This window comes from Kitasatospora sp. NPDC053057, from assembly GCF_044546945.1.
GTDB lineage: Bacteria > Actinomycetota > Actinomycetes > Streptomycetales > Streptomycetaceae > Kitasatospora.
Genome location: NZ_JBITZP010000010.1, coordinates 1 through 18136 on the forward strand (window position 1 = coordinate 1; position 18136 = coordinate 18136).

At 70.1% G+C, this 18136-nt stretch carries 16 protein-coding genes and 2 pseudogenes; 10 read left to right on the forward strand and 8 right to left on the reverse strand.

The window, feature by feature from the left end; translation table 11 throughout:
- The 3 genes and pseudogenes from ACIG5E_RS13395 to ACIG5E_RS13405 form a co-directional block, all read right to left on the reverse strand.
- A pseudogene (locus ACIG5E_RS13395) lies at positions 1–118 on the reverse strand (transposase); the annotation flags it as partial.
- Positions 119–144: 26 nt separating this feature from the next.
- Positions 145–1359: an IS110 family transposase gene (locus ACIG5E_RS13400; RefSeq protein ID WP_396533542.1), complete on the reverse strand. Its 1215-nt coding sequence runs from the start codon at positions 1357–1359 to the stop codon at positions 145–147.
- A gap of 219 nt (positions 1360–1578) precedes the next feature.
- Positions 1579–2079, reverse strand: a pseudogene (locus ACIG5E_RS13405) (transposase); the annotation flags it as partial.
- Positions 2080–2093: 14 nt separating this feature from the next.
- Here ACIG5E_RS13405 and ACIG5E_RS13410 point away from each other — a divergent pair.
- The 7 genes from ACIG5E_RS13410 to ACIG5E_RS13440 are packed head-to-tail and all read left to right on the forward strand — an operon-like array spanning position 2094 to position 9887.
- Positions 2094–4073 (forward strand): B12-binding domain-containing radical SAM protein, encoded by a 1980-nt coding sequence (locus ACIG5E_RS13410; RefSeq protein ID WP_396533543.1) that lies wholly within the window; start codon positions 2094–2096, stop codon positions 4071–4073.
- A 29-nt stretch (positions 4074–4102) separates the two neighbouring features.
- Positions 4103–5215, forward strand: a complete 1113-nt coding sequence (locus tag ACIG5E_RS13415; protein ID WP_396533544.1) for an aldo/keto reductase — start codon at positions 4103–4105, stop codon at positions 5213–5215.
- The gene (locus tag ACIG5E_RS13420; RefSeq protein ID WP_396533545.1) at positions 5212–5919 is read left to right on the forward strand and encodes a dTMP kinase; all 708 of its coding nucleotides are present in this window, start codon (positions 5212–5214) and stop codon (positions 5917–5919) included. Before ACIG5E_RS13415 ends, ACIG5E_RS13420 begins: the two co-directional genes overlap by 4 nt.
- Complete coding sequence (locus ACIG5E_RS13425; RefSeq protein ID WP_396533546.1) at positions 5916–7112, forward strand: DegT/DnrJ/EryC1/StrS family aminotransferase; 1197 nt, start codon at positions 5916–5918, stop codon at positions 7110–7112. Before ACIG5E_RS13420 ends, ACIG5E_RS13425 begins: the two co-directional genes overlap by 4 nt.
- The gene (locus ACIG5E_RS13430) at positions 7109–8410 is read left to right on the forward strand and encodes a formyltransferase family protein (RefSeq protein ID WP_396533547.1); all 1302 of its coding nucleotides are present in this window, start codon (positions 7109–7111) and stop codon (positions 8408–8410) included. Before ACIG5E_RS13425 ends, ACIG5E_RS13430 begins: the two co-directional genes overlap by 4 nt.
- Entirely contained in the window at positions 8407–9054 is a 648-nt protein-coding gene (locus ACIG5E_RS13435; protein WP_396533548.1) for a hypothetical protein, read from the forward strand. The genes ACIG5E_RS13430 and ACIG5E_RS13435 overlap by 4 nt, the downstream gene beginning before the upstream one ends.
- Positions 9055–9074: 20 nt before the next feature.
- Positions 9075–9887, forward strand: coding sequence for an endonuclease/exonuclease/phosphatase family protein (locus ACIG5E_RS13440; RefSeq protein WP_396533549.1), 813 nt, complete (start codon positions 9075–9077; stop codon positions 9885–9887).
- Positions 9888–9899: 12 nt separating this feature from the next.
- Here ACIG5E_RS13440 and ACIG5E_RS13445 read toward each other — a convergent pair whose 3' ends face one another.
- The gene (locus ACIG5E_RS13445) at positions 9900–10592 is read right to left on the reverse strand and encodes a nucleotidyltransferase family protein (RefSeq protein WP_396533550.1); all 693 of its coding nucleotides are present in this window, start codon (positions 10590–10592) and stop codon (positions 9900–9902) included.
- A gap of 518 nt (positions 10593–11110) precedes the next feature.
- On the opposite strand from ACIG5E_RS13445, the gene ACIG5E_RS13450 reads away from it, so the two are divergent.
- Positions 11111–12247 carry a DUF3644 domain-containing protein gene (locus ACIG5E_RS13450; RefSeq protein ID WP_396533551.1) on the forward strand — a complete coding sequence of 379 codons (1137 nt, stop codon included), beginning with the start codon at positions 11111–11113 and terminating at the stop codon, positions 12245–12247.
- A gap of 545 nt (positions 12248–12792) precedes the next feature.
- Here ACIG5E_RS13450 and ACIG5E_RS13455 read toward each other — a convergent pair.
- Together ACIG5E_RS13455 and rpe are read right to left on the reverse strand one after the other, a co-directional pair.
- Entirely contained in the window at positions 12793–13752 is a 960-nt protein-coding gene (locus ACIG5E_RS13455) for a pirin family protein (protein WP_396533552.1), read from the reverse strand.
- Between the two features lie 131 nt (positions 13753–13883).
- A complete protein-coding gene (rpe, locus tag ACIG5E_RS13460) occupies positions 13884–14567 on the reverse strand; it encodes a ribulose-phosphate 3-epimerase (RefSeq protein WP_396533553.1) in 684 nt (227 codons plus the stop codon).
- A 288-nt stretch (positions 14568–14855) separates the two neighbouring features.
- On the opposite strand from rpe, the gene ACIG5E_RS13465 reads away from it, so the two are divergent.
- A complete protein-coding gene (locus ACIG5E_RS13465) occupies positions 14856–15710 on the forward strand; it encodes a hypothetical protein (protein ID WP_396533554.1) in 855 nt (284 codons plus the stop codon).
- Positions 15711–15906: 196 nt separating this feature from the next.
- Complete coding sequence (locus ACIG5E_RS13470) at positions 15907–16758, forward strand: hypothetical protein (protein ID WP_396533555.1); 852 nt, start codon at positions 15907–15909, stop codon at positions 16756–16758.
- Between the two features lie 19 nt (positions 16759–16777).
- Here the strand turns inward: ACIG5E_RS13470 and ACIG5E_RS13475 are convergent, their stop codons facing one another.
- Positions 16778–17434 (reverse strand): C39 family peptidase, encoded by a 657-nt coding sequence (locus ACIG5E_RS13475; RefSeq protein ID WP_396533556.1) that lies wholly within the window; start codon positions 17432–17434, stop codon positions 16778–16780.
- A 35-nt stretch (positions 17435–17469) separates the two neighbouring features.
- Complete coding sequence (locus ACIG5E_RS13480) at positions 17470–18054, reverse strand: DUF4188 domain-containing protein (RefSeq protein ID WP_396533713.1); 585 nt, start codon at positions 18052–18054, stop codon at positions 17470–17472.
- Positions 18055–18136 lie beyond the last annotated feature (82 nt).

The window sequence follows — 18136 nt, forward strand, 5'->3', positions numbered from 1 at the left end:
CGACATAGATCGGCCGGTTGGCCACCTGGCCGTCGCGGACCTTCACGTGGATGCAGTCGATGAAGATCACCGGGTAGACCGGGTCGAGGGGCCGGTTCTGCCATTCGGCCATCCCGTCCATGACCTTGATGCTCCTATGGTCGGTCAAGCGCTGAGGAGCCACTCACGGTAGGTGTCAGCGAAGGCGTCGTCTCGGCGAAGGCCGCGCTCGATGTTGGAGATGACGGCGGGCCAGACGCCGAAGTGGTTCGCCACGGCGGTGAGGGTGATGTTCTTCGATTGCCGGGCCTGCCGCAGGTCCGCGACGTCGGGCACCCGGACCGGGTCGGTCAGCAGCCGGAAGATCTCACGGGCGATGGCACGCTTGAGCAGTCGGATGATCTCTGTCTTGGTGCGGCCGGCGTCGGTCTGCCTGGCGACGTACTCGCGTGTGCGCTGGTCACGGGCCATCCGGGTGAGGGCGATGCGGTACAGAGCCGCGTTGGCCGCCCGGTCGCCGCCGCGGGAGAGCCGGTGTCGGTTGGTCTTCCCGCTCGAGGCGGGGACGGGGGCCGCACCGCACAGCGCGGCGAAGGACGCTTCCGTGCGCAGTCGTTCCGGGTTCGCCCCTGCCGTGATCAGCAGCTGTGCGGCGGTGTCCGGGCCCACGCCGTAGGCGGCACGCAGGCCGGGGTTGAGCTCGGTGACCAGCCTGTCCAACTCCGCGGTCAGGACCGTGTGCTCCTCAGTCAGGCTCTGGATGCGTCGGGCCAGCGCGCGCAGCGCCGTCAGGAGCGCTGCGTTCTCGGGATCGGTGGCTGGCCGGATCCGGGCTAGCGCGGCGAGGCGCTTGTCACCGGGCTGTGCCGGGTACTTGGCGCGGATCGCGTCGGGCGCGGTGACCAGCAAGTGCGTGATCTGGTTGAGCGCCGCGGTGCGCGCTTTGACCGCGGAGCGCGCGGCGGTCTGCAGGGCGCGTATGCCGTCGACCGCACCGTCCTTGGGGGCGCTGGTCGCCCGCCCCGAGACGACGGCGCGGGCCGCGGCGTAGGCGTCGATCGGGTCGGACTTGCCGATCCTGCGGCGTTCGGCCTTGTCAGGCCGGTTGACCTCGACGACGGTCAGGCCGGCCTGCCGGGCGGCGCGCGTAAAGCCCGCTCCGTAGGAGGACGTTCCCTCCACGCCGACGGCGGTGACGGTGCCGTGGGCCTGCAAGAAGGCGATCGCGGCAGCGTACCCAGCGGCTCTCGTCGGGAATTCGGCGTCGGCGAGGTGCCCGCCCCTGTCGGTGACCACGGCGACGTGGATGGTGGCGGCGTGGGAGTCCACCCCACCGACAACTACCTCGTCCGAGAGGTCTGTAGAGGCTGTGCCTGTCATGCTGGAGGAGCCTTCCTTGCCGAAGGTAGCTCCGGCCGGACAGGGCAGACAGGACAGTCAGGGGGCCTCTGGCCAGGCTCCTATTAGGTCATGCTCCGCCCGGCCAGGGCCCTGGGGAACCGGGCCCCGGCGGCCGGACAGATCAAGGCAAGGACAGTCCAACAGGACGTCAGTCAGTGATCGGGTCACGGCCACCGGGGCCCGCGTATCACTATGACTGTCGGTGATGGTCGAGATGGTCTGCTTGGACACGCTCGCGCCGTAGACCTCAGCCAGGTGGGCGGAGATGTCGCCATGCGTCAGGCCCCGAGCGGACAGCGACAGCACCATCTCGTCGACACCGGTCAGCCGGCGCTGGCGCTTCTTGACGATCTGCGGCTCGAAGCTGCCCTCTCGATCGCGTGGGACGGAGATCTCGACCGGGCCGACGTCGGTCAGCACCGTCTTCGAGCGGACGCCGTTGCGGCTGTTGCCGCTGCCGGCGCCGACCGGATCGTGCTTCTCATAACCCAGGTGGTCGGTGATCTCGCCTTCGAGGGCGGACTCCAGCACGCGCTTCGTCAGCTGCTGCAACAGCCCGCCCTCGCCGGTCAACTGCAGCCCGCTCGCACGGGCCCGGTCGACCAACTGCCCGATCAACTGGTCGTCCAGCAGATCCGCCGACAGCTCGACCGGCCGGACCTCTTCAACCGCCTCAACAGAGACAGTCACGTCGCTCATCAGGTGCTACTTCCATGATCGGGAGTTACACCGAAGACCGTACAGACCCGGTCCTGGTCGAGCGGCTCGACGGGCGGTGGGTCATCGCCGACCTCTCCGGTCAACCTCACGGCAGCCGCCAGTGGCCGGCACGGCTCGACGGCCATCTGCGGCTGGATGACAACTCGTCCTGGCTGACGGTCGCCGACCTGGACGAGAAGGCCGCGCACCACTTCACGCGGCCGACGCTCGCCCTGGCGTCGCTCTACCACCCGGAGAACTTCCCGCTGCCCCGGTTCCCGCTGGGCATCTCTGATGTTGCGCGTGCCGCGCGCTCGACCCTCGCTGGCGAAGTTCGCCTGCTGGACATGCAGCTGGGCATTTCCCTCCCGGACCTCATCAAGGACGTCACCGTGGACCAGAGCCCGGACATCCTCGGGATCTCGGCGACCTTCGGCCAGCACGACCTGATGACCGGGCTCCTGGACGCTGTCTACCTTCTACCCACGCCGCCGCTGGTGGTGGCGGGAGGAAGCCTGACTGTCCGCAACGAGGCTCTCCTACTGGACCGTTACCCGGACTTGCTGATAGCTCGAGGTGCGGGCGAAGCCACGATCCAGGACGTCCTGGCGCATTGGCACGGCGAGCTGCGCCGGGAGGAGATCCAGGGCATCGGGTACAACGGCGCGGCCCGAGGTGGCGCCATCGGGATCAGCCGGCGCAGGACGGCCACGCTGCCCAACCGCATCCAGACGGATATCCTGCCTGAACTCGACCTTCTCCCGGCCACGTTCGAGTCCGGCGGTGTCGCACAGTTGGAGAACTCGCGGGGCTGCAAGAGCGCTTGCTCGTTCTGCCCGCGCGGCCACAAGGGGCAGTGGTCTGGCGCCCAGCCCGGTACTTTCCCTTGGATCCTCGGGGAGATGAGCCTGGTCTTCGACCGGTTCCCGGAGGTCTCGCGCACCATCTACTGCGTCGACGAGGAATTCATTGGCGGCGGATCGGACGCCACGCCCCGAGCACTCGACCTGGCGCACACCTTCCACGATGCCGGCTTCCAGTGGGAGACCAGCTGCCGGATCGAACAGGTCGTCCATCCCGGCCAGGACACCTCCTGGCACGTCGAGCGCGCCGCGATGTGGCGCAAGCTCGCCGAACTCGGCCTTCGACGTTGCCTGTTCGGTGTCGAGTCCGGCGTGGATTCGATCCTGACCCGGTTTAACAAGGACACCACCGCGGAGCAGAACGCGCTGGCGATCCGCACTCTGTCCGCGCTCGGCATCCCGACGCGGCTCACGTACATCACTTTCGACCAGCTCATGGACGCGGACGAGCTTCGTCAGACGTACGAGTTCCAGGGGCGGACGGATCTGCTGCTGCGGCCTCTGCCGCACCTGCCGGTCGAGGAGATCGTCGAGGGTGTGCGCGACCCGGGATTCGTCGCCGCGCACTCCACCGGCCGGCCTCTGCACAGCGGGATCTCCTACATGCTCGTCAGCATGGAGTGCCTGATCGGCGCCGCGTACACCAAGATGGCCGAGGCTAGGGGGCTGACCGGAGCGGTGCGGCCCTCCATGGGCCGGGTGGACTCCCGGTTCCAGGACTGGCGGATCGGGGTGGCCAGCGAGTGGGCCCAGCTGTGGATCGACCGGTCGTTCCCGCTGGACTACACGTTCAAGTCGCTGGAGAAGGTCCTCGACGGCGAGCCGAGGACCGCCGTCCGCGCAGCCCGCACAGTGCTCAAGGACGCCGCGTACACGGTGCTCGGCCTGTTGCAGGCTGAGATCAGTGCCGCCGACCTGAACCATCCGGACGTCAACGAGATGAGCGTGCGGCTGCGTTCGGCGCTGGACGCCGAGATTGCCGGCCTTCGTGATCGGGTCGAGCCCGAGGTGCGCACGGTCGCTGCGGTGCTGCCGCCCAGGCGGGCCGAGGTCCTGCGGGAGCAGCACGAGCTGTGGACGGCCAGTACCAACTGGCGTTTTATCAACGCCGCCGATCCGTGCGGCACTTGATGTCCAATATCGAGAGGGAGGAGACCACCATGGCCGACGTCCCACGTCCCGGCGGCAGAGTCACCCTGCCCGGCGGAGCGGTCGTCTCGCGGCTGGGGATCGGCTGCTGGCCGATCGGCGGTCCGGCCCACAACCTGGGCATGCCGATGGGCTGGAGCACCGCCGACGACAAGCAGGCCATCACCGGTCTGGAACGCGCCTTCGTCCTTGGCGCGAACCTGTTCGATACCGCCGATGTCTACGGTCACGGCCGCTCGGAGCGACTACTGGGCACTGTGCTCGACGGGATTCCTCGCGAGCAGTTCGCGGTGACGAGCAAGGTCGGTTACTTCACCGAGCCGGACGCCGCTCACGCCTACGACCCGGGCCACATGCGTCGGCAGCTGGAGCAGACCCTGGCCAACCTGCGCGTCGACTACCTCGATGTCTACGCACTGCACAACGCCAACTTCGGTCCCGGCGACGTACACCTGTCGGCAGCCGTCGAGACTCTGCGGGCCTTCCAGGCTGAGGGCCTGATCAGGGCGGTGGGGATGCGCGGTCCACACCGCTACGCTCCCGAGCGGCTGAGCACCGTACCTGGGGAGCGAGAGGATAAGCACCAGCGCTTCCGCCGCCACTTCGCGCAGGTGCGGCCCGACGTCCTGGCGGTGCGCGACAACCTGCTGACCCCCCAGCCTGCCTCCGGCGGCATCCGGGAGTTCGCCACCCAGCACGCAGTGACCGTCCTGTTGAACAAGCCTCTAGGGCAGGGCCTGCTGAGCGGCAAGCACACCCCGCAGCAGCCCCCGTCGTTCGGGGACGGCGACCACCGGTCCCGTAAGCGCTGGTTCACCCCTCACGCGCTGGAGATCCTGGCCCCCTATTTGGATGAGATCCGCGACCGCTTCGGGCCCGCGCGTGGGGACCTCGTCCACACCGCGATCGGCTACTGCCTCCAGCGCTGGCCTGGTGCCGGGGTGCTGGTTGGCTTCACCACCGTCGAGCAGGTCGAACAGAACCTCGCATGTCCGGCTAACGGGCTGTCTGTGGAGGACCTGGTGTTCCTGGCGAGCGTCGGCCAGCGGGCCCAGCAGGCGCTCGACCGCGGCGGCGAGGTCTTCGCGGACGAGGCCGCCCCCGCCGAGGAGGTCGACTCATGACGTCCGTGGGCGCTCCGTTCTTCGTGCTGGAGGGGCCCGATGGGGCCGGGAAGACCACCTTGGCGCGGGCGGTGGCTGCAGACCTGGCCGCCTCGGGTCTCGTCCACCTTGACCGGCGGCAGGTCTCCACCGACTCCGCGTACGCGGCCCTGCTGATGGAGCCCCTCGCCAGGATGCTGTGGCACAGCGGCGATGCCCGGGACCTGTCCGACAATTTCTGGGCCCACCTGCAGGCGAGCTGGTTCACCGCGCACGGGGAGCAGGTCGTGGCACCGGCCCTCAAGCGGGGTCCGGTCGTGGTCGACGGGTGGTTCTACAAGCTCGCCTCCAAGCTCACCGGGCAGGGCTGGGGCGCAGAGGAACTGGCCGCACTGTTCAACCGCGTCCGTACCCCCGATCACGTCGTCCTGCTCGACGTTGCCCCCGAGCTGCTGTGGGAGCGCAAGGCCACGAAGCTGCGGCCTGCCGAGCTGGGCATGCACGGCCAGTACGACGAGCTGGGCCGGGCCTCCTTTCTCGCCTACCAGCAGGCCGGCCTCGATCAGCTTCGCGCCAGGGCAAGGACCGAAGGCTGGCACGTCCTCGCCGTGGATGCCGACGAGACCGTGCAGGAGACCGGTGGCCGGCTCACCCGCTTGATCACCGACCTGCTCGACCGCTCCGCCGCCCCGAACGCCAACTCCCGTAAGGAGACACCACTGTGAACTCCATCATCCCCCCGTACACCTGGCCCCACATCGACGACAGCCTGCGCAGCGCGGTCGACCGCCAGCTGGGCGTCTCCCTGTCCGACCGCGACGGCCGCGGCGTGATCGGCGGCTTCGAAGCTGAGTTCGCCCAGTTCGTCGGCTCCCGGTACGCCATCGCCTTCTCCTCCGGCACCGCCGCCCTGCACGCCATGTGCGTGGCCGCCGGCCTCGGACCCGACGACGAGATCATCGCGCCCGCCTACACGTTCTTCGCCACCGCGACGCCGTTCGCCTATGAGGGTGTGAAGGTGGTCTTCGCTGACGCCGACGGCTTCGGCAACCTCGACCCGGCCGACCTGCCGAACTGCCTCACCGAACACACGAAGGCCGTGATCGTCACCCACATGTGGGGCAACCCCTGCGACATGACCGCCATCTCCACGTTCTGCCGCGAGAACGGCCTGATGCTGCTGGAGGACTGCTCCCACGCGCACTTCGCTTCCTGGGCTGGGCAGCGGGTGGGCACCTTCGGCGCGATGGCCGTCTTCTCCACCAACCAGAAGCCGATCACCACCGGCGAGGGCGGCGTCCTGGTCACTGACGACGACCGCCTGCGCGAGCTGGCGCTGCTGCACGGCCACTACAACAAGCGCTGCTTCCAGGAGATCGACCAGAGCGCACCCCACTACCAGTACGCGCTCACCGGAATGGGGCTGAAGTCCCGGGCCTCCACGCTGGGCGCCGCGATCGGGCTGGACCAGCTGGGCAAGGCCGAGCTGATCGAGTCCCGCAGGCGCGAAGTTCTGGCCGCGTACATCGAGGCGCTGGACGGCAACCCGGTGGTCTCCCCCGCGCTCGTCGACCCCGAGCGCGGCCAGAGCGGCCTGTACGTCGTTGGCCTGCGATACCACCAGGAGGCGGCCACCGAGACACTGCACGAGTTCGTCCAGCGGCTCGACCGGCAGCGGGCCGACTTCGACGTGCCCGGCTCCACCAACGTGATCGCCAACGAGCCGCTGTTCCACCGCTCCTCCCGCCAGCAACCCTGGACGAGCGTGCCCGAGGTGCGGCCCGCGACCTACCCGGGGGCGGAGGCGTTCATCCGTTCCTTCTTCAAGACCCCGCTGTGGGGCTACCCCGGCGATGAGGCGGCCGTCGCCCATCACGTCGCCGCCCTCGTCAACACGACGAAGCTGGTCGCGCGGTGATCGATACCAGCGCGATCAGCCAACAGGCGGTCAGCGACGGAGACCTGATCACCCCGACTGTGCTGGGGCTCCTGCGACGCCGCGAGCTCCAGCCGACCCGGCAGCTCCCAGCCGCACGGCTCACCGTCTCCTCCGCCGCCCCGCTGCTGATCGCCCGCCCCAGCCACGCCAGCTCTGACGTGCGGGCCCACGCCAGGGCCTGGCTCGCGGGCCGCGCCGGGCACTACCGCGCAACCGATCCGGCAGAGGAGTCCATGCTCCACGCCGTCGAGACCTCCGCGCTCGCCCGGCCGCCAGCCGACCAGATCGCCCAGAAGCTCGACGCCGACCTCGTAGAGATCTACCTGTGGCTCTGCCGCCACTGGATCGGGCTGACCCGCACAACCGCCGACCCGCGGTACGTGAACGCGGCGCTCAAGGTGCTCGGTGTCTGCCTTCTCGCCCCGGTGTCCCCGACCGACCTGGCCTCGCAGGCCCTCGCCGAAGCACTGGAGGCCACCGACACCATCGTCGGGCCCCGGACCAGCGAGGTCGGCGACGACCATCCGGTGCTTAGCCCTATCCCCGCCGCGCTGGTGCCGCCCCGGGCACGGGTGGCGGTGCTGGCCGGAGCCGGATCCCGAGGGCTGCCGCGGTTCCTGGCCGCCGCGCACACCGCCCGGGTGCCCATCGCCGGCGTTCTGCACTACGAGTCGGGCATCGCCCCGATCCCGGACACCAGCACCTACGCCTCCGCCTGGTACCCGGAACCCCGCAGCCCTGCGGCGCCCAGGCTCGCCTTGTCCGGCGCCGACGGCAATCCCGGCGCCGAACGGCACCAGCGCATCGAGCATCGGGACTGGTCCATGGCCGCCAGCGCGCTCGACCGGTGGGGATGCGACCTCCTGGTCCTGGTCGGCATGGACGTCGTGCCACGCACCGTGCTCACAGTGCCCCGGCTCGGCACCGTCAACGCCCACAACGGCGCACTCCCGGCGTACCGCGGAATGGACGCGGTCGCCTGGGCCACGTTCACCGGCGATGACGTGGTGTGCAGCGTCCACGAGGTGACCGAGCAGGTCGACGCCGGCGGCGTCTACGCCCAGCGCATCGTCCCCGCCAACGCAGTCGACCTGCGCCAAGCCGTCAAGGACACCCAGATCGCCCTCCTCACCGAGGTCTGTCTGGCCGTCACCGCCACCGGCACACTGCCCACCGCCCGGCCGCAGCGGGGCTGCCCTCGGCGCTACTACCGAATGCACCCCGTCCTGCGACGCCACCTCGACACCGTCCCAGGCCCGATCGGAGCCGCCTCGTGACCCCAACCCTCCTGCAATACCTGTACGACCTCGACTGGAACGATCTGTCCGTCGTCAGCCAAGCCGCCAGCATCGCGTTCAGCGAACTCACCTGCGACAACTGGGCGCTGATCGCCAAACTGCTCGGCAATATGCCGTCCGACCCGCAGCTGGTCGAGATGTGCGAGACCTACGACTTCCTCGACAAGCTCGTCCTGCACGATGCCCCCGGCCAGTTCCGCATCCGGTTGCACCGCTTCCGCCCCGGATACTTCGACCGGCCGCACAACCACCGCTGGTCCTTCGCCTCCGAGATCCTCGCCGGCTCCTACCGGCACACCCTCTACGGGGCCGACACCGGATTCACCAGCCTCGACCCGGACGACCTCCGCCCGCTGCTCATCCGCACCGAACGCGCCGGCGATTGGTACGTCCTGGACCACACCGCCGTCCACTCCGTCACCGCCGAGGCCGGAACCATCTCCCTCGTCCTGCGCGGCCCTGCCGCCAAGGACTCCTTCCGGATCATCGACGCCCCCAGCAGCGAGAGGTTCACCGCCCTTGGCACCAAGGACGAGACCCCGCAGCAGCGCGCCGACAAGCGCATGCAGCCCGAGCGCATCGCCACCACGATCGCCGACATCCTCTCTGCTCGCCCCGCCTGACCAGCAAAGGACCCATCTACATGGACGACCTCACCCAGGACTTCCTGTTCGGCAACCCCGACGTCGTGGACGACGAATTGGCCCGCCGTGAGCTGCGCTTGGTCGCGCTCAACATCCAGAGCCCCTCTGCCAGCCGCGCCCGCGACCTGCTCGACTGGCTGTACCGCAGCCAGAGCAACGTCATGGTCCTCACCGAGGTGAAGCTCGGCGAAGCCGCCGACCTGATCATCAAGGACCTTGAGAGTTCTGGATTCGGCGTCGCCCGCCGCCCAGCAGGCCCCGACGACCGGTACCTGACCGTCATCGCCACCAAGGGCTACAGCACGAGCCCGGTCCACCTCACCATGGACAGCACCCGCTTCATCGGTGTCCGTCTGGCCACCCACTTCGGCGACTTCGACGTCCTCGGCCTCTACGCCCTCACCAACGGCATGTCCCAGGAGAGCAGCCGCAACCGGCGTGCCTTCCAGGACCAGGTGGTCGACGCCGTCCGGGCCCGGATCGCAGCCGACCCCAGCGTGCCGTTGCTGGTCACCGGCGACTTCAACATCCTCGAACCCGACCGCGACCCGCTGGCCAGCCGCGCCCTGTTCGCCGACCACGACTTCGAGTTCTACCGAACCCTGGGCGGCCTGGGCCTGATCGACGCCTACCGGCAGATCCACCCGGAAGGCGCGGACCTCACCTGGTACGGACCCCGGGGAGGCCAGCGCCTAGACCACATCTTCATCTCCCCGGTGGCCTTCGCCCGCGTGCAGGGCGTCGGCTTCGAACACGACGTCCGCACCAAGAAGATCAGCGACCACTCCGCATTGGTCGCCACCATCGTCTGACCGGCGTTGCTGTCACTGGATGGAGTCCGCCGGCTCCGCCCAGGGCAGCTTCGTCAGCTGCGGCCACTCCTGCATCCACCGCGCCGCCTTGTCGTCGTACACCGACTGCGGGGCCACGGTCAGCGGGTTCGGCCGCAGCACGAGGTTGAACAGGTCTACGAAGCCGTGCGTGGAGTGCACGTCGAGCTTGCCGCTCACATCGAGGCTCAGCGCCACACAGCAGCTCGTGGCGGCGAAGCTGCTGATCGCGTGCGGCAGGTCCCGGTACGGAGCGATCTCCTTGCCCCACTTCTGCGGATACCAGAGGTGCACCCGGGCCTGGTTCCTCGGCTCCAACTCCACACCAAGGTCGTCGACGGCCGCCAGGCATCGCTTGATCACCACATCCTCTGCCTCCCACGAGGTGTCCTCGTCGAAGAAGAACAGGTCATGATCCCGAATCCCGGCCCGGAGGTCCTCCCGGCCCGCTGCCGCGTTCCAGATGGTCTGGAACAAGGAACCGGCCGTCAGGTACCAAGGCGGCAGGCCATCCAGTCCTGCCAGGCGCTCAAGCACCGCCCGCACCGACTCGTTCCGCAGAGCGATCGACGCGAACGCCGCCGCCTGGTCGTCGTAGGGCGCGTGATCTTCCAACTCTCGCAGGCCATCAGGGGTCACACGGGCGTAGGAGGGGTTGTCACGGACAACCGCGTAGTCCAAGAGCACCCGTCAGACCCTGCCACAGCCGCCTCGTTGATCGCATCGCGAACCGCGAGTTTCGTCCGCTGAGTTGCAACACCGAATCCCCCGATACGCCAAGGCAAGCCGCGCGTTCGCACTGCTGTTTTCGGCACCGAACCACCTTTGGACCATCACCCCAGCGGGGTACAAGCCGCGGGCCTTCCACCGACCCCGAGGAGCACACCGATTGGCTCGATGTCCAGTACCTGGCCGGACCAGACGCAAACTCCCCGGATCGAGTGGGCCGGTCCGGGAGACGCCGAAGACAGCGTTGAGTCGCTGCCAGGATCATGGGCGCACCAGCATCCGACCCGCACAGTCGCGCACCAGTACGTGTCCGCTGCACCCGCACATCCTTCAGCGGCCCGGCGACCAGGCCGACAGTCGGCGAGACCGGCCACCGGATCGGTAGGTGTAACACCGTGCGGCCAGCGACGCGAGCTGCCGGTCCACAGGGCCATGCCTATGCTGGATTAGGGAATGCAAGCTGGCGAGGAGCGGAAGTGGCTCGCCCGAAGAAGCACTGGTCGATGGTTCACGCCAGCCAAGACGAGGCATGCCTGGCGTCTCGCCTATACAACGACCCGGCCGAGGTTCGATCGTTCGAGGGTTTTGTGGTGCATATGCACCTCGCTTGGCTGTACCTCCTTCACGCTGAGTTGACCCGCGATGGCACCGACTTCCGTTATCACCAGAAGGACCATCCAAGGTTCTTGGAAAAGGTTGATGGCGAGCCTAAGTGCTGGGAGCTTACCCGATGCGTCCGTGACCGTTGGCCGGACACGAGCGATCCCGTCAGGCTCAATATCGAGTTCTTTATCGGGCTCCGCAACAAGATCGAGCACCGGCATGCCCGCCAGCAGCAAGCACTTACCGCCGTCCTCGGAGGCTACGCGCAAGCTCTGCTGCTCAACTATGAAGAGGAAATGATTACAGAGTTCGGCCCGGCCGTTTCTCTCGCTACCAGGCTTCAGTTCCCCGTGTTCATTGGGTCATTCACTGATGCCGGAGAGCAGAGTCTGCGGCGCCTACGCAATCAGCTACCAGCCACGTTGCGGAAGTTCATCGCCGACTTCCGCTCGGGCCTGAGCGATGAGACCGAGGCTGATTCTCGGTTCGAGCTCCGTCTCCGGCTCGTCAACGAGTTGGCGCCAAGGGATCCCGCTGCTCTGGCCCTTCAGTTCACGAGATACGACGACATGACAGCGGAGCAGCAGGTCCTGGTCGAGGACTTGGGACGCCGGGGACTGGTGATCAGGGATGAGCGCAAGCGGGATATCGTCGGCCATGGCCTAAAGAAGCCGGGGGAGATCGTTAAAGAGGTTGCTGCTGTCCTTCCTTATATATTTAACATGACGCATTTCTCCAAGGCATGGCGGGCGCTCCAAGTACGGCCACCGACCGGGAGTGCGCGTCCGGAGATCACCATTGAGAAGTACTGCGTGTACGACGAGCGCCACAAGGACTACGGCTACACTCCGGCGTACGCCAAGAAGTTGATTCGCGAGTGCACCAGCGAGGAGGGGTTCCGGAATCTTCTCGACACAGCACCGAAAGACAAGGTCACGGGCGACTGGGTCGGGCAGCCCCCTCCCTACGTCAAATCGGTGGCGACACCCGCCTCGGAGAGCGAGTCCTGACTCGCTCCAGTTAGCGACAGCCGAAGCGGCGCGGCGGCCGACGGACACGGCCGGGCAGGGACCGTTGGCGGCCACGCCGCGGTTCACGGCACCCACGCCGTACGACACCCCGGCGAAGGTGGCGTCTCCTCGGAAATCAGTTATCTCGGCGCGCGGCTGTCGGGTTCATACAGGACGCCGCGCATCTCGAGACCGGAGCGATAGTCGGCTGATCGCCCACGGCCCCGGTCGCCATGGCACGTGGGCGACGTCCCGCGCTCCTCGCTCATCCCTGCGCAACGGCGGAGGTCGGTGATGCCTCGACGACCCTCCCGATCTTCGAACTCGACAACTGACGCCTCATCAGAAAAGTCAGCATTGGTCAGCATTGGTCTGACTAAAGCCTGTCACAGACGGTCAAAGTTGAGACTCCCGCAGCAGCACCTGGCCTACCCTCCGCACGCCAGCGAGCCTCCCCGGGCGGCGTCCGCGCGATCGCTTGACCCGCGCCTTTCATTGGTCCCTGCAAGGCGTGCGAACCGCAACGAAAATGACATAGCCCCAGGTCAGCGCGCCCTCCCGCGCGGCTTCAGGGGCACCGCAGGCAGGGTGGGCGCAGCCAGCCGGGCCCCGTCGTAGCCGTGCACCTCGCCGAACATGGACCCTTCCATCCACCCCGAACGGGCCTGTACGATCTCCTCCGTCGAGCGTCCGACGAAGTTCCACCACATGACAATCTTCTCCTCGAAGGGCTCGCCGCCGAGGAGGAGGACGGTGGCGTCGGAGGGGGCGAGGAGGGGGAGTTCGCGGCGGCCGCAGCCGAGGTAGAGCATCGAGCCGGGTTCGACGGGGACGCCGTCGACGTCGATCCGGCCGGTCATGGCGAGGACGGCGTACTCGAACTCGGGGACCAGCGGGAGGGCGAGGTTGGTGCCCTCGGTGAGGGCGAGGTCGGCGCCGACCAGTGGGGTGTGGGTGGTGCCGGGCGAGGTGGCGGTGTCCAGGGTGCCGAGGATGACGGTGGCGCGCAGGCCATGGGCGGTGACCACGGGCAGGTCGGGGTGGTGCTCGAAGGCGGGGGCGGTGTGCCGGTGGGCGTCCGGGAGGGCGACCCAGAGCTGGGCGCCGTGCAGGTAGCGGGCGTGCGGGCGGGGGGACTCCTCGGAGTGGGAGATCGCCCGGCCGGAGGTCATCAGGCCCAGCTCGTATGGCCGGACGGTCTGCAGGCTGCCGAGGCTGTCGCGGTGCAGCACCTCGCCCTGGTGGAGCCAGCTGACCGTCTGCAGGCCCATGTGGGGGTGCGGCGGGACCTGCATGCCGGGCTCGTCGGCGATGTCGTCCGGGCCGTAGTGGTCCACGAAGCACCAGGCCCCGACCATCCGGCGGCCCAGGCTGGGGAGCAGTCGGCGCACCACGGTGCTTTCACCGAGCGGGACTTGACGCCCCGTCAGCAGGTCCTTCACCGGGCCGCCGCTGGCCTCGCGGCCGCAGCTGATCGGGGTGGGCTTGAGGTCGAGGTTGCTCATCGCGGTTCCACCACCGTACGGAGGGAGCCGGGCCGGGTGGGGCCCGGAGGATGTCGTCACCGATCATCCGCCACGGTGCCGCGTTCCTCCACCCGTGCCCGGCCGTCCGGCCGCGGAGCGACGAGCGGGCCTCAGTGCTCGCAGGCCCACCAGGCGTCCGCCGACGCCTTGTCGGCGAGCTCGCGCAGGTTGCGGACGGCCTGGGCCGGGTCCTCGGCCCCGTACACGGCCGAACCGGCCACGAACACGTCCGCGCCGGCCTCGGCGCAGCGCTCGATGGTGGCCGCGGAGACGCCGCCGTCGACCTGCAGCCAGAGCTCCAGGTCGCGCTTGGCGATCAGCTCCCGGGTGCGGCGGATCTTCGGCAGCATGATGTCCAGGAAGGCCTGGCCGCCGAAGCCGGGCTCGACCGTCATGATCAGCAGCATGTCGAGCTCGGGGAGCAGGTCCTCGTACGGCTCGATCGGGGTGCCCGGCTTGAGTGCCATCGAGGCGCGGGCGCCCTTGGCGCGGATCTCGCGGGCGAGCCGGACGGGCGCGGCGGCGGCCTCGACGTGGAAGGTGATCGAGCCGGCCCCGGCCTCGACGTACTGCGGGGCCCAGCGGTCCGGGTCCTCGATCATCAGGTGGCAGTCGAGCGGGATGTCGGTGGCCCGGGCGAGCGACTCGACCACCGGGATGCCCAGGGTCAGGTTCGGCACGAAGTGGTTGTCCATGACGTCCACGTGCAGCCAGTCGGAACCCCGGACGGCCTCGGCCTCGTCGGCGAGCCGGGCGAAGTCCGCGGACAGGATGCTGGGGTTGATCTGGGCCATGACCGACTACCTTCGTACGAGGACTTGCGAGGGCTGGGTACCCGGGGGCGGGCACCTCGCCCCATCATCTCGCGCCGCGCCACCGGCGGTCACACCCCGCCAGCCCCGCGTGACCGTGATCACACGCCGCCCGGGGTTGCCGGGACCGCCGCCGTGGCCATCAGCAGGTGAGCGGCCCGCACGCCCGTCGGGCCGCCCCGTCCGGCCGGCCGGCCGTTCCGAGGGTGGCCTTAGCCTGCCGCTCCGAGAGCGGTCTCAGCCGGCCAGCTGCCCCGAGGAGCGGCCCTCATGTCCGATCCCGTCCACCCCGCCCGCGCGCTGTGGCGGCTCTTCGAGCCGGTGTACGCCGTCACCTTCCTCCAGCCCGAGAGCCGGGCGGCCTTCGAGGCCGCCGGGCTGGACGGCGGCTGGCACGGCTACTTCGCCGGCCGCTCGGCCCCGCTGGGCGCGGTGGACGCCCCGCCGGTGATCGCCGCGTTCTTCAGCTTCGCCCCGGCGATGGTCGAGCGCGCCCTGCCGCAGGCCTGGGCGCACGCGAGCCCCGAGCGGGTGCTGGCCGCCCGGACCGAGGGCTCGGCGGCGGCGCTGGCCCGGCTGCTGACGCCGGTGGAGCCCGGGCAGGTCGAGGCGGCGGCGACCGCGTTGGAGGAGGCGGTGGCCCGGCTGGACTGCGCCGGCCGGGTGCTGGCCGCCGCCAACGCCGCGCTCCCCCGGCCCGCGGACGTGCACGGGCGGCTGTGGCAGGCCGCGGCCGTGCTGCGCGAGCACCGCGGGGACGGCCACGTGGCCGCGCTGGTCGCGGCCGGGCTGGACGGCTGCGAGGCGCCGGTCCTCCACTGCGCGCTGGACGCCAGCCGGGAGGTGCTCCAGCCGATGCGCGGGTGGACGGACGAGGAGTGGGAGGCCGCCGCGGCGCGGCTGGTCGAGCGGGGCTGGCTGACGGGGCAGGGGGCGGTCACCGAGCTCGGCCGGAGCCGGCACCGGTCCGTCGAGGCCGCCACCGACCTCGCCGCCGGCCGGGTCTGGGCGGGCCTGCCACACGGCGAACTCGACTGCCTCGCCGCCACCTTGAGGCCGATCGCGGCGATCTGTCGCGAGCGGATGCCGGTCAACCCGCTCGCCATGCCGCCGGTGGACCGCTGAAGCAAGCCTCCGTGTGACCTCCCTCACGTGCCACCGAGGATTACCGGGGCCGCCCCCGTGGTCATCAGCTCTTGAACGGCCTACGCGCCCGCCCGGGCGGCCCCGGCACCCCGCCGCCCCCGCGACCGTCGTAGGCCGTGCCGACCAGTCGAGCTCCCCGCGCCCGCCCGGAGCCCCGTCCGAGGAAGGTCTCCCGATGACCGATCTCGTCCATCCCGCCCGCGCGCTCTGGTGGCTCTTCGAGCCGGTGCACGCCGTCACCTACTTCCAGCCCGAGTGTCGCGACGCCTTCGAGGACGCCGGGCTGCGCGGCTTCTGGCGCGGCTACTTCGGCGGCCGCTCGGCCCCGCTGGGCGCGGTGGACGCCCCGCCGGTGATCGCCGCGTTCTTCAACTTCGCCCCGGCGATGGTCGAGCGGGCCCTGCCGGCGCTGTGGTCGCTGGCCGGCCCGGAGGAGGCGCTGGCCGCCCGCGTCAAGGGGGCGGGCGCGGCGCTGGCCCGGCTGCTGGAGCACGTGGACCGGGAGCAGGTCGAGCAGGCCGTCGAGACGCTGGAGCAGGCCACCGCCCGGCTGGACTGCGCCGGCCGGGTGCTGGCCGCCGCCAACGCCGCGCTCCCGGTGCCGACCGGCTTGTACGAGCGGCTCTGGCGGGCCGCCACCGTGATGCGCGAGCACCGCGGGGACGGCCATGTGGCCGCACTGGTGGCCGCCGGGCTCGACGGCTGCGAGGCGCTGGTGCTCCGCTGCGCGATGGACATGCGGCGCGAGCAGCTCCAGCCGGTGCGCGGCTGGACGGACCAGGAGTGGGACGCCGCCGCGGAGCGCCTGGTCGAGCGCGGCTGGCTGACCGCGGCCGGCACGGTGACCGAGCTCGGCCGGATCCGCCACCAGGGCCTGGAGGCGGCCACCGACCTGGCCGCCGCCCGGGTCTGGGAGGACTACTCGCGGGCCGAACTCGACCGGCTGGCCGCCGCGTTGAAGCCGATCTCGGCGCTCTGTCGCAGCAGCCTGCCGTTCTACCCGGCGGGGCTGCCGGGCAACACCTGACCGTTCCGGCCGACCCCGGCTACCGCTCGGCGCCGGGCGGGCCGAGCACGATCCCCCGCCCGGCGTAGAACGGCCCGAACGAGCGCCACGGGACGCGCGCGAAGGCCTGCGACTCCCCCGCGAAGCCGGAGGGGTTGTGGATCAGCAGCGCCGTCTCCGTGGCGCCCACCGCCAGCACCAGGTGCCCGCCGCGCCGGACCGGCTCCGGCCCGTTCGGCTCCCGGATCGACGGGTGCACCGACACCATCACCAGACGTCCGCCCGTCAGCTCGGCCGCCACCTCCGCGGGCGTCAACTCCGCGGCGCGGGCGGCCAGTCCCCAGCGCCGCCGGACGTACTCCGCGAACGGCGTGTGGACCAGCCCGCGCAGGCTCTCGCCGTCCCGGACGTACGCGCCGGCCGCCAGGCACTCGCCCGCCAGCGCCATCGCCGTCGGGGTCACGCCCCACCAGTGCTCCAGCGCCATCCGCAGGCAGGCCACCCCGCACAGCCGCCAGGACCACCACGCGTACTCCTCCGGGCTGGCCGCCCCCGACTGGCCCCAGCGCGGGTCCCGCGCCGCGTCCAGCTGCCCGTCAATGATGTCCCGCACCAGCTCCGCGGACTCCCACTGCGCCCGGTACGGCACCTCGTGCACCACCCGCGCCGGCCGCGCGGCGCCGCCCTGATCGACCATCCCCCGACGCTCCCACACCGGGGCGGCCCGATGACTCACGACACTCCTGGAGCGTCCGCCCGAGCGTCCGCGCCGTCCCCCGCGCTCTCCGCCGTGCTCTCCCCGGCGCTCTCCCCGGCGCTCTCCCCCGAGCGGAAGGCCAGCCGCTGGGCGGCGTGCCGGCCGCGTTCCTCCACCGGCAGCTGGCCGGTGGCGCCGGCCAGGCCGAAGGCCGGCATGTCGAAGTAGATCGACTCGTAGCCGCCCTCGGGCACGATGTACGACTCGTGCCAGAGCCCGACGTGCCCCCGGGTCTTGCCCGCCCGCACCATCCGGTTGGCGATGCCCCACACGGTGTGGTGGAAGCCGTCCGGTGCGGTGGCGTAGCGGTACAGCGCCTCCTTCGACTCCCAGTACTGGACGACGTAGTAGGTGCGCGGCGAGGCGGTGAGCAGGATCCGGCCGCGCAGGCCGCGTTCGGGGCTGCGGCGCAGCTCGCGCAGCATCCGGAGCATCGCGTACATGACCGGGCCCCAGTGGTGGACGGCCCAGAAGCGGTTGATCCGCATGCCGATCAGCAGCACCACGGTGTCGCCGGTGGCGGCGGCGGTGGTGTAGCCCGGCCGCGGCTTGGCGAACATCGAGCGGATGAACGTGGCTCTCTCGGACATTCCCGGCCTCCCCGACCCCGACCCGCACCCCATGTAATCGGCGATTACATCA

Excerpts from the sequence above, each read along its gene's own strand:
- ACIG5E_RS13400 (WP_396533542.1), bottom strand. The coding sequence starts at position 1,359 with ATGACAGGCACAGCCTCTACAGACCTCTCGGACGAGGTAGTTGTCGGT.
- ACIG5E_RS13410 (WP_396533543.1), top strand. The coding sequence starts at position 2,094 with ATGATCGGGAGTTACACCGAAGACCGTACAGACCCGGTCCTGGTCGAG.
- ACIG5E_RS13415 (WP_396533544.1), top strand. The coding sequence starts at position 4,103 with ATGGCCGACGTCCCACGTCCCGGCGGCAGAGTCACCCTGCCCGGCGGA.
- ACIG5E_RS13420 (WP_396533545.1), top strand. The coding sequence starts at position 5,212 with ATGACGTCCGTGGGCGCTCCGTTCTTCGTGCTGGAGGGGCCCGATGGG.
- ACIG5E_RS13440 (WP_396533549.1), top strand. The coding sequence starts at position 9,075 with ATGGACGACCTCACCCAGGACTTCCTGTTCGGCAACCCCGACGTCGTG.
- ACIG5E_RS13455 (WP_396533552.1), bottom strand. The coding sequence starts at position 13,752 with ATGAGCAACCTCGACCTCAAGCCCACCCCGATCAGCTGCGGCCGCGAG.
- rpe (WP_396533553.1), bottom strand. The coding sequence starts at position 14,567 with ATGGCCCAGATCAACCCCAGCATCCTGTCCGCGGACTTCGCCCGGCTC.
- ACIG5E_RS13465 (WP_396533554.1), top strand. The coding sequence starts at position 14,856 with ATGTCCGATCCCGTCCACCCCGCCCGCGCGCTGTGGCGGCTCTTCGAG.
- ACIG5E_RS13470 (WP_396533555.1), top strand. The coding sequence starts at position 15,907 with ATGACCGATCTCGTCCATCCCGCCCGCGCGCTCTGGTGGCTCTTCGAG.
- ACIG5E_RS13475 (WP_396533556.1), bottom strand. The coding sequence starts at position 17,434 with ATGGTCGATCAGGGCGGCGCCGCGCGGCCGGCGCGGGTGGTGCACGAG.
- ACIG5E_RS13480 (WP_396533713.1), bottom strand. The coding sequence starts at position 18,054 with ATGTTCGCCAAGCCGCGGCCGGGCTACACCACCGCCGCCGCCACCGGC.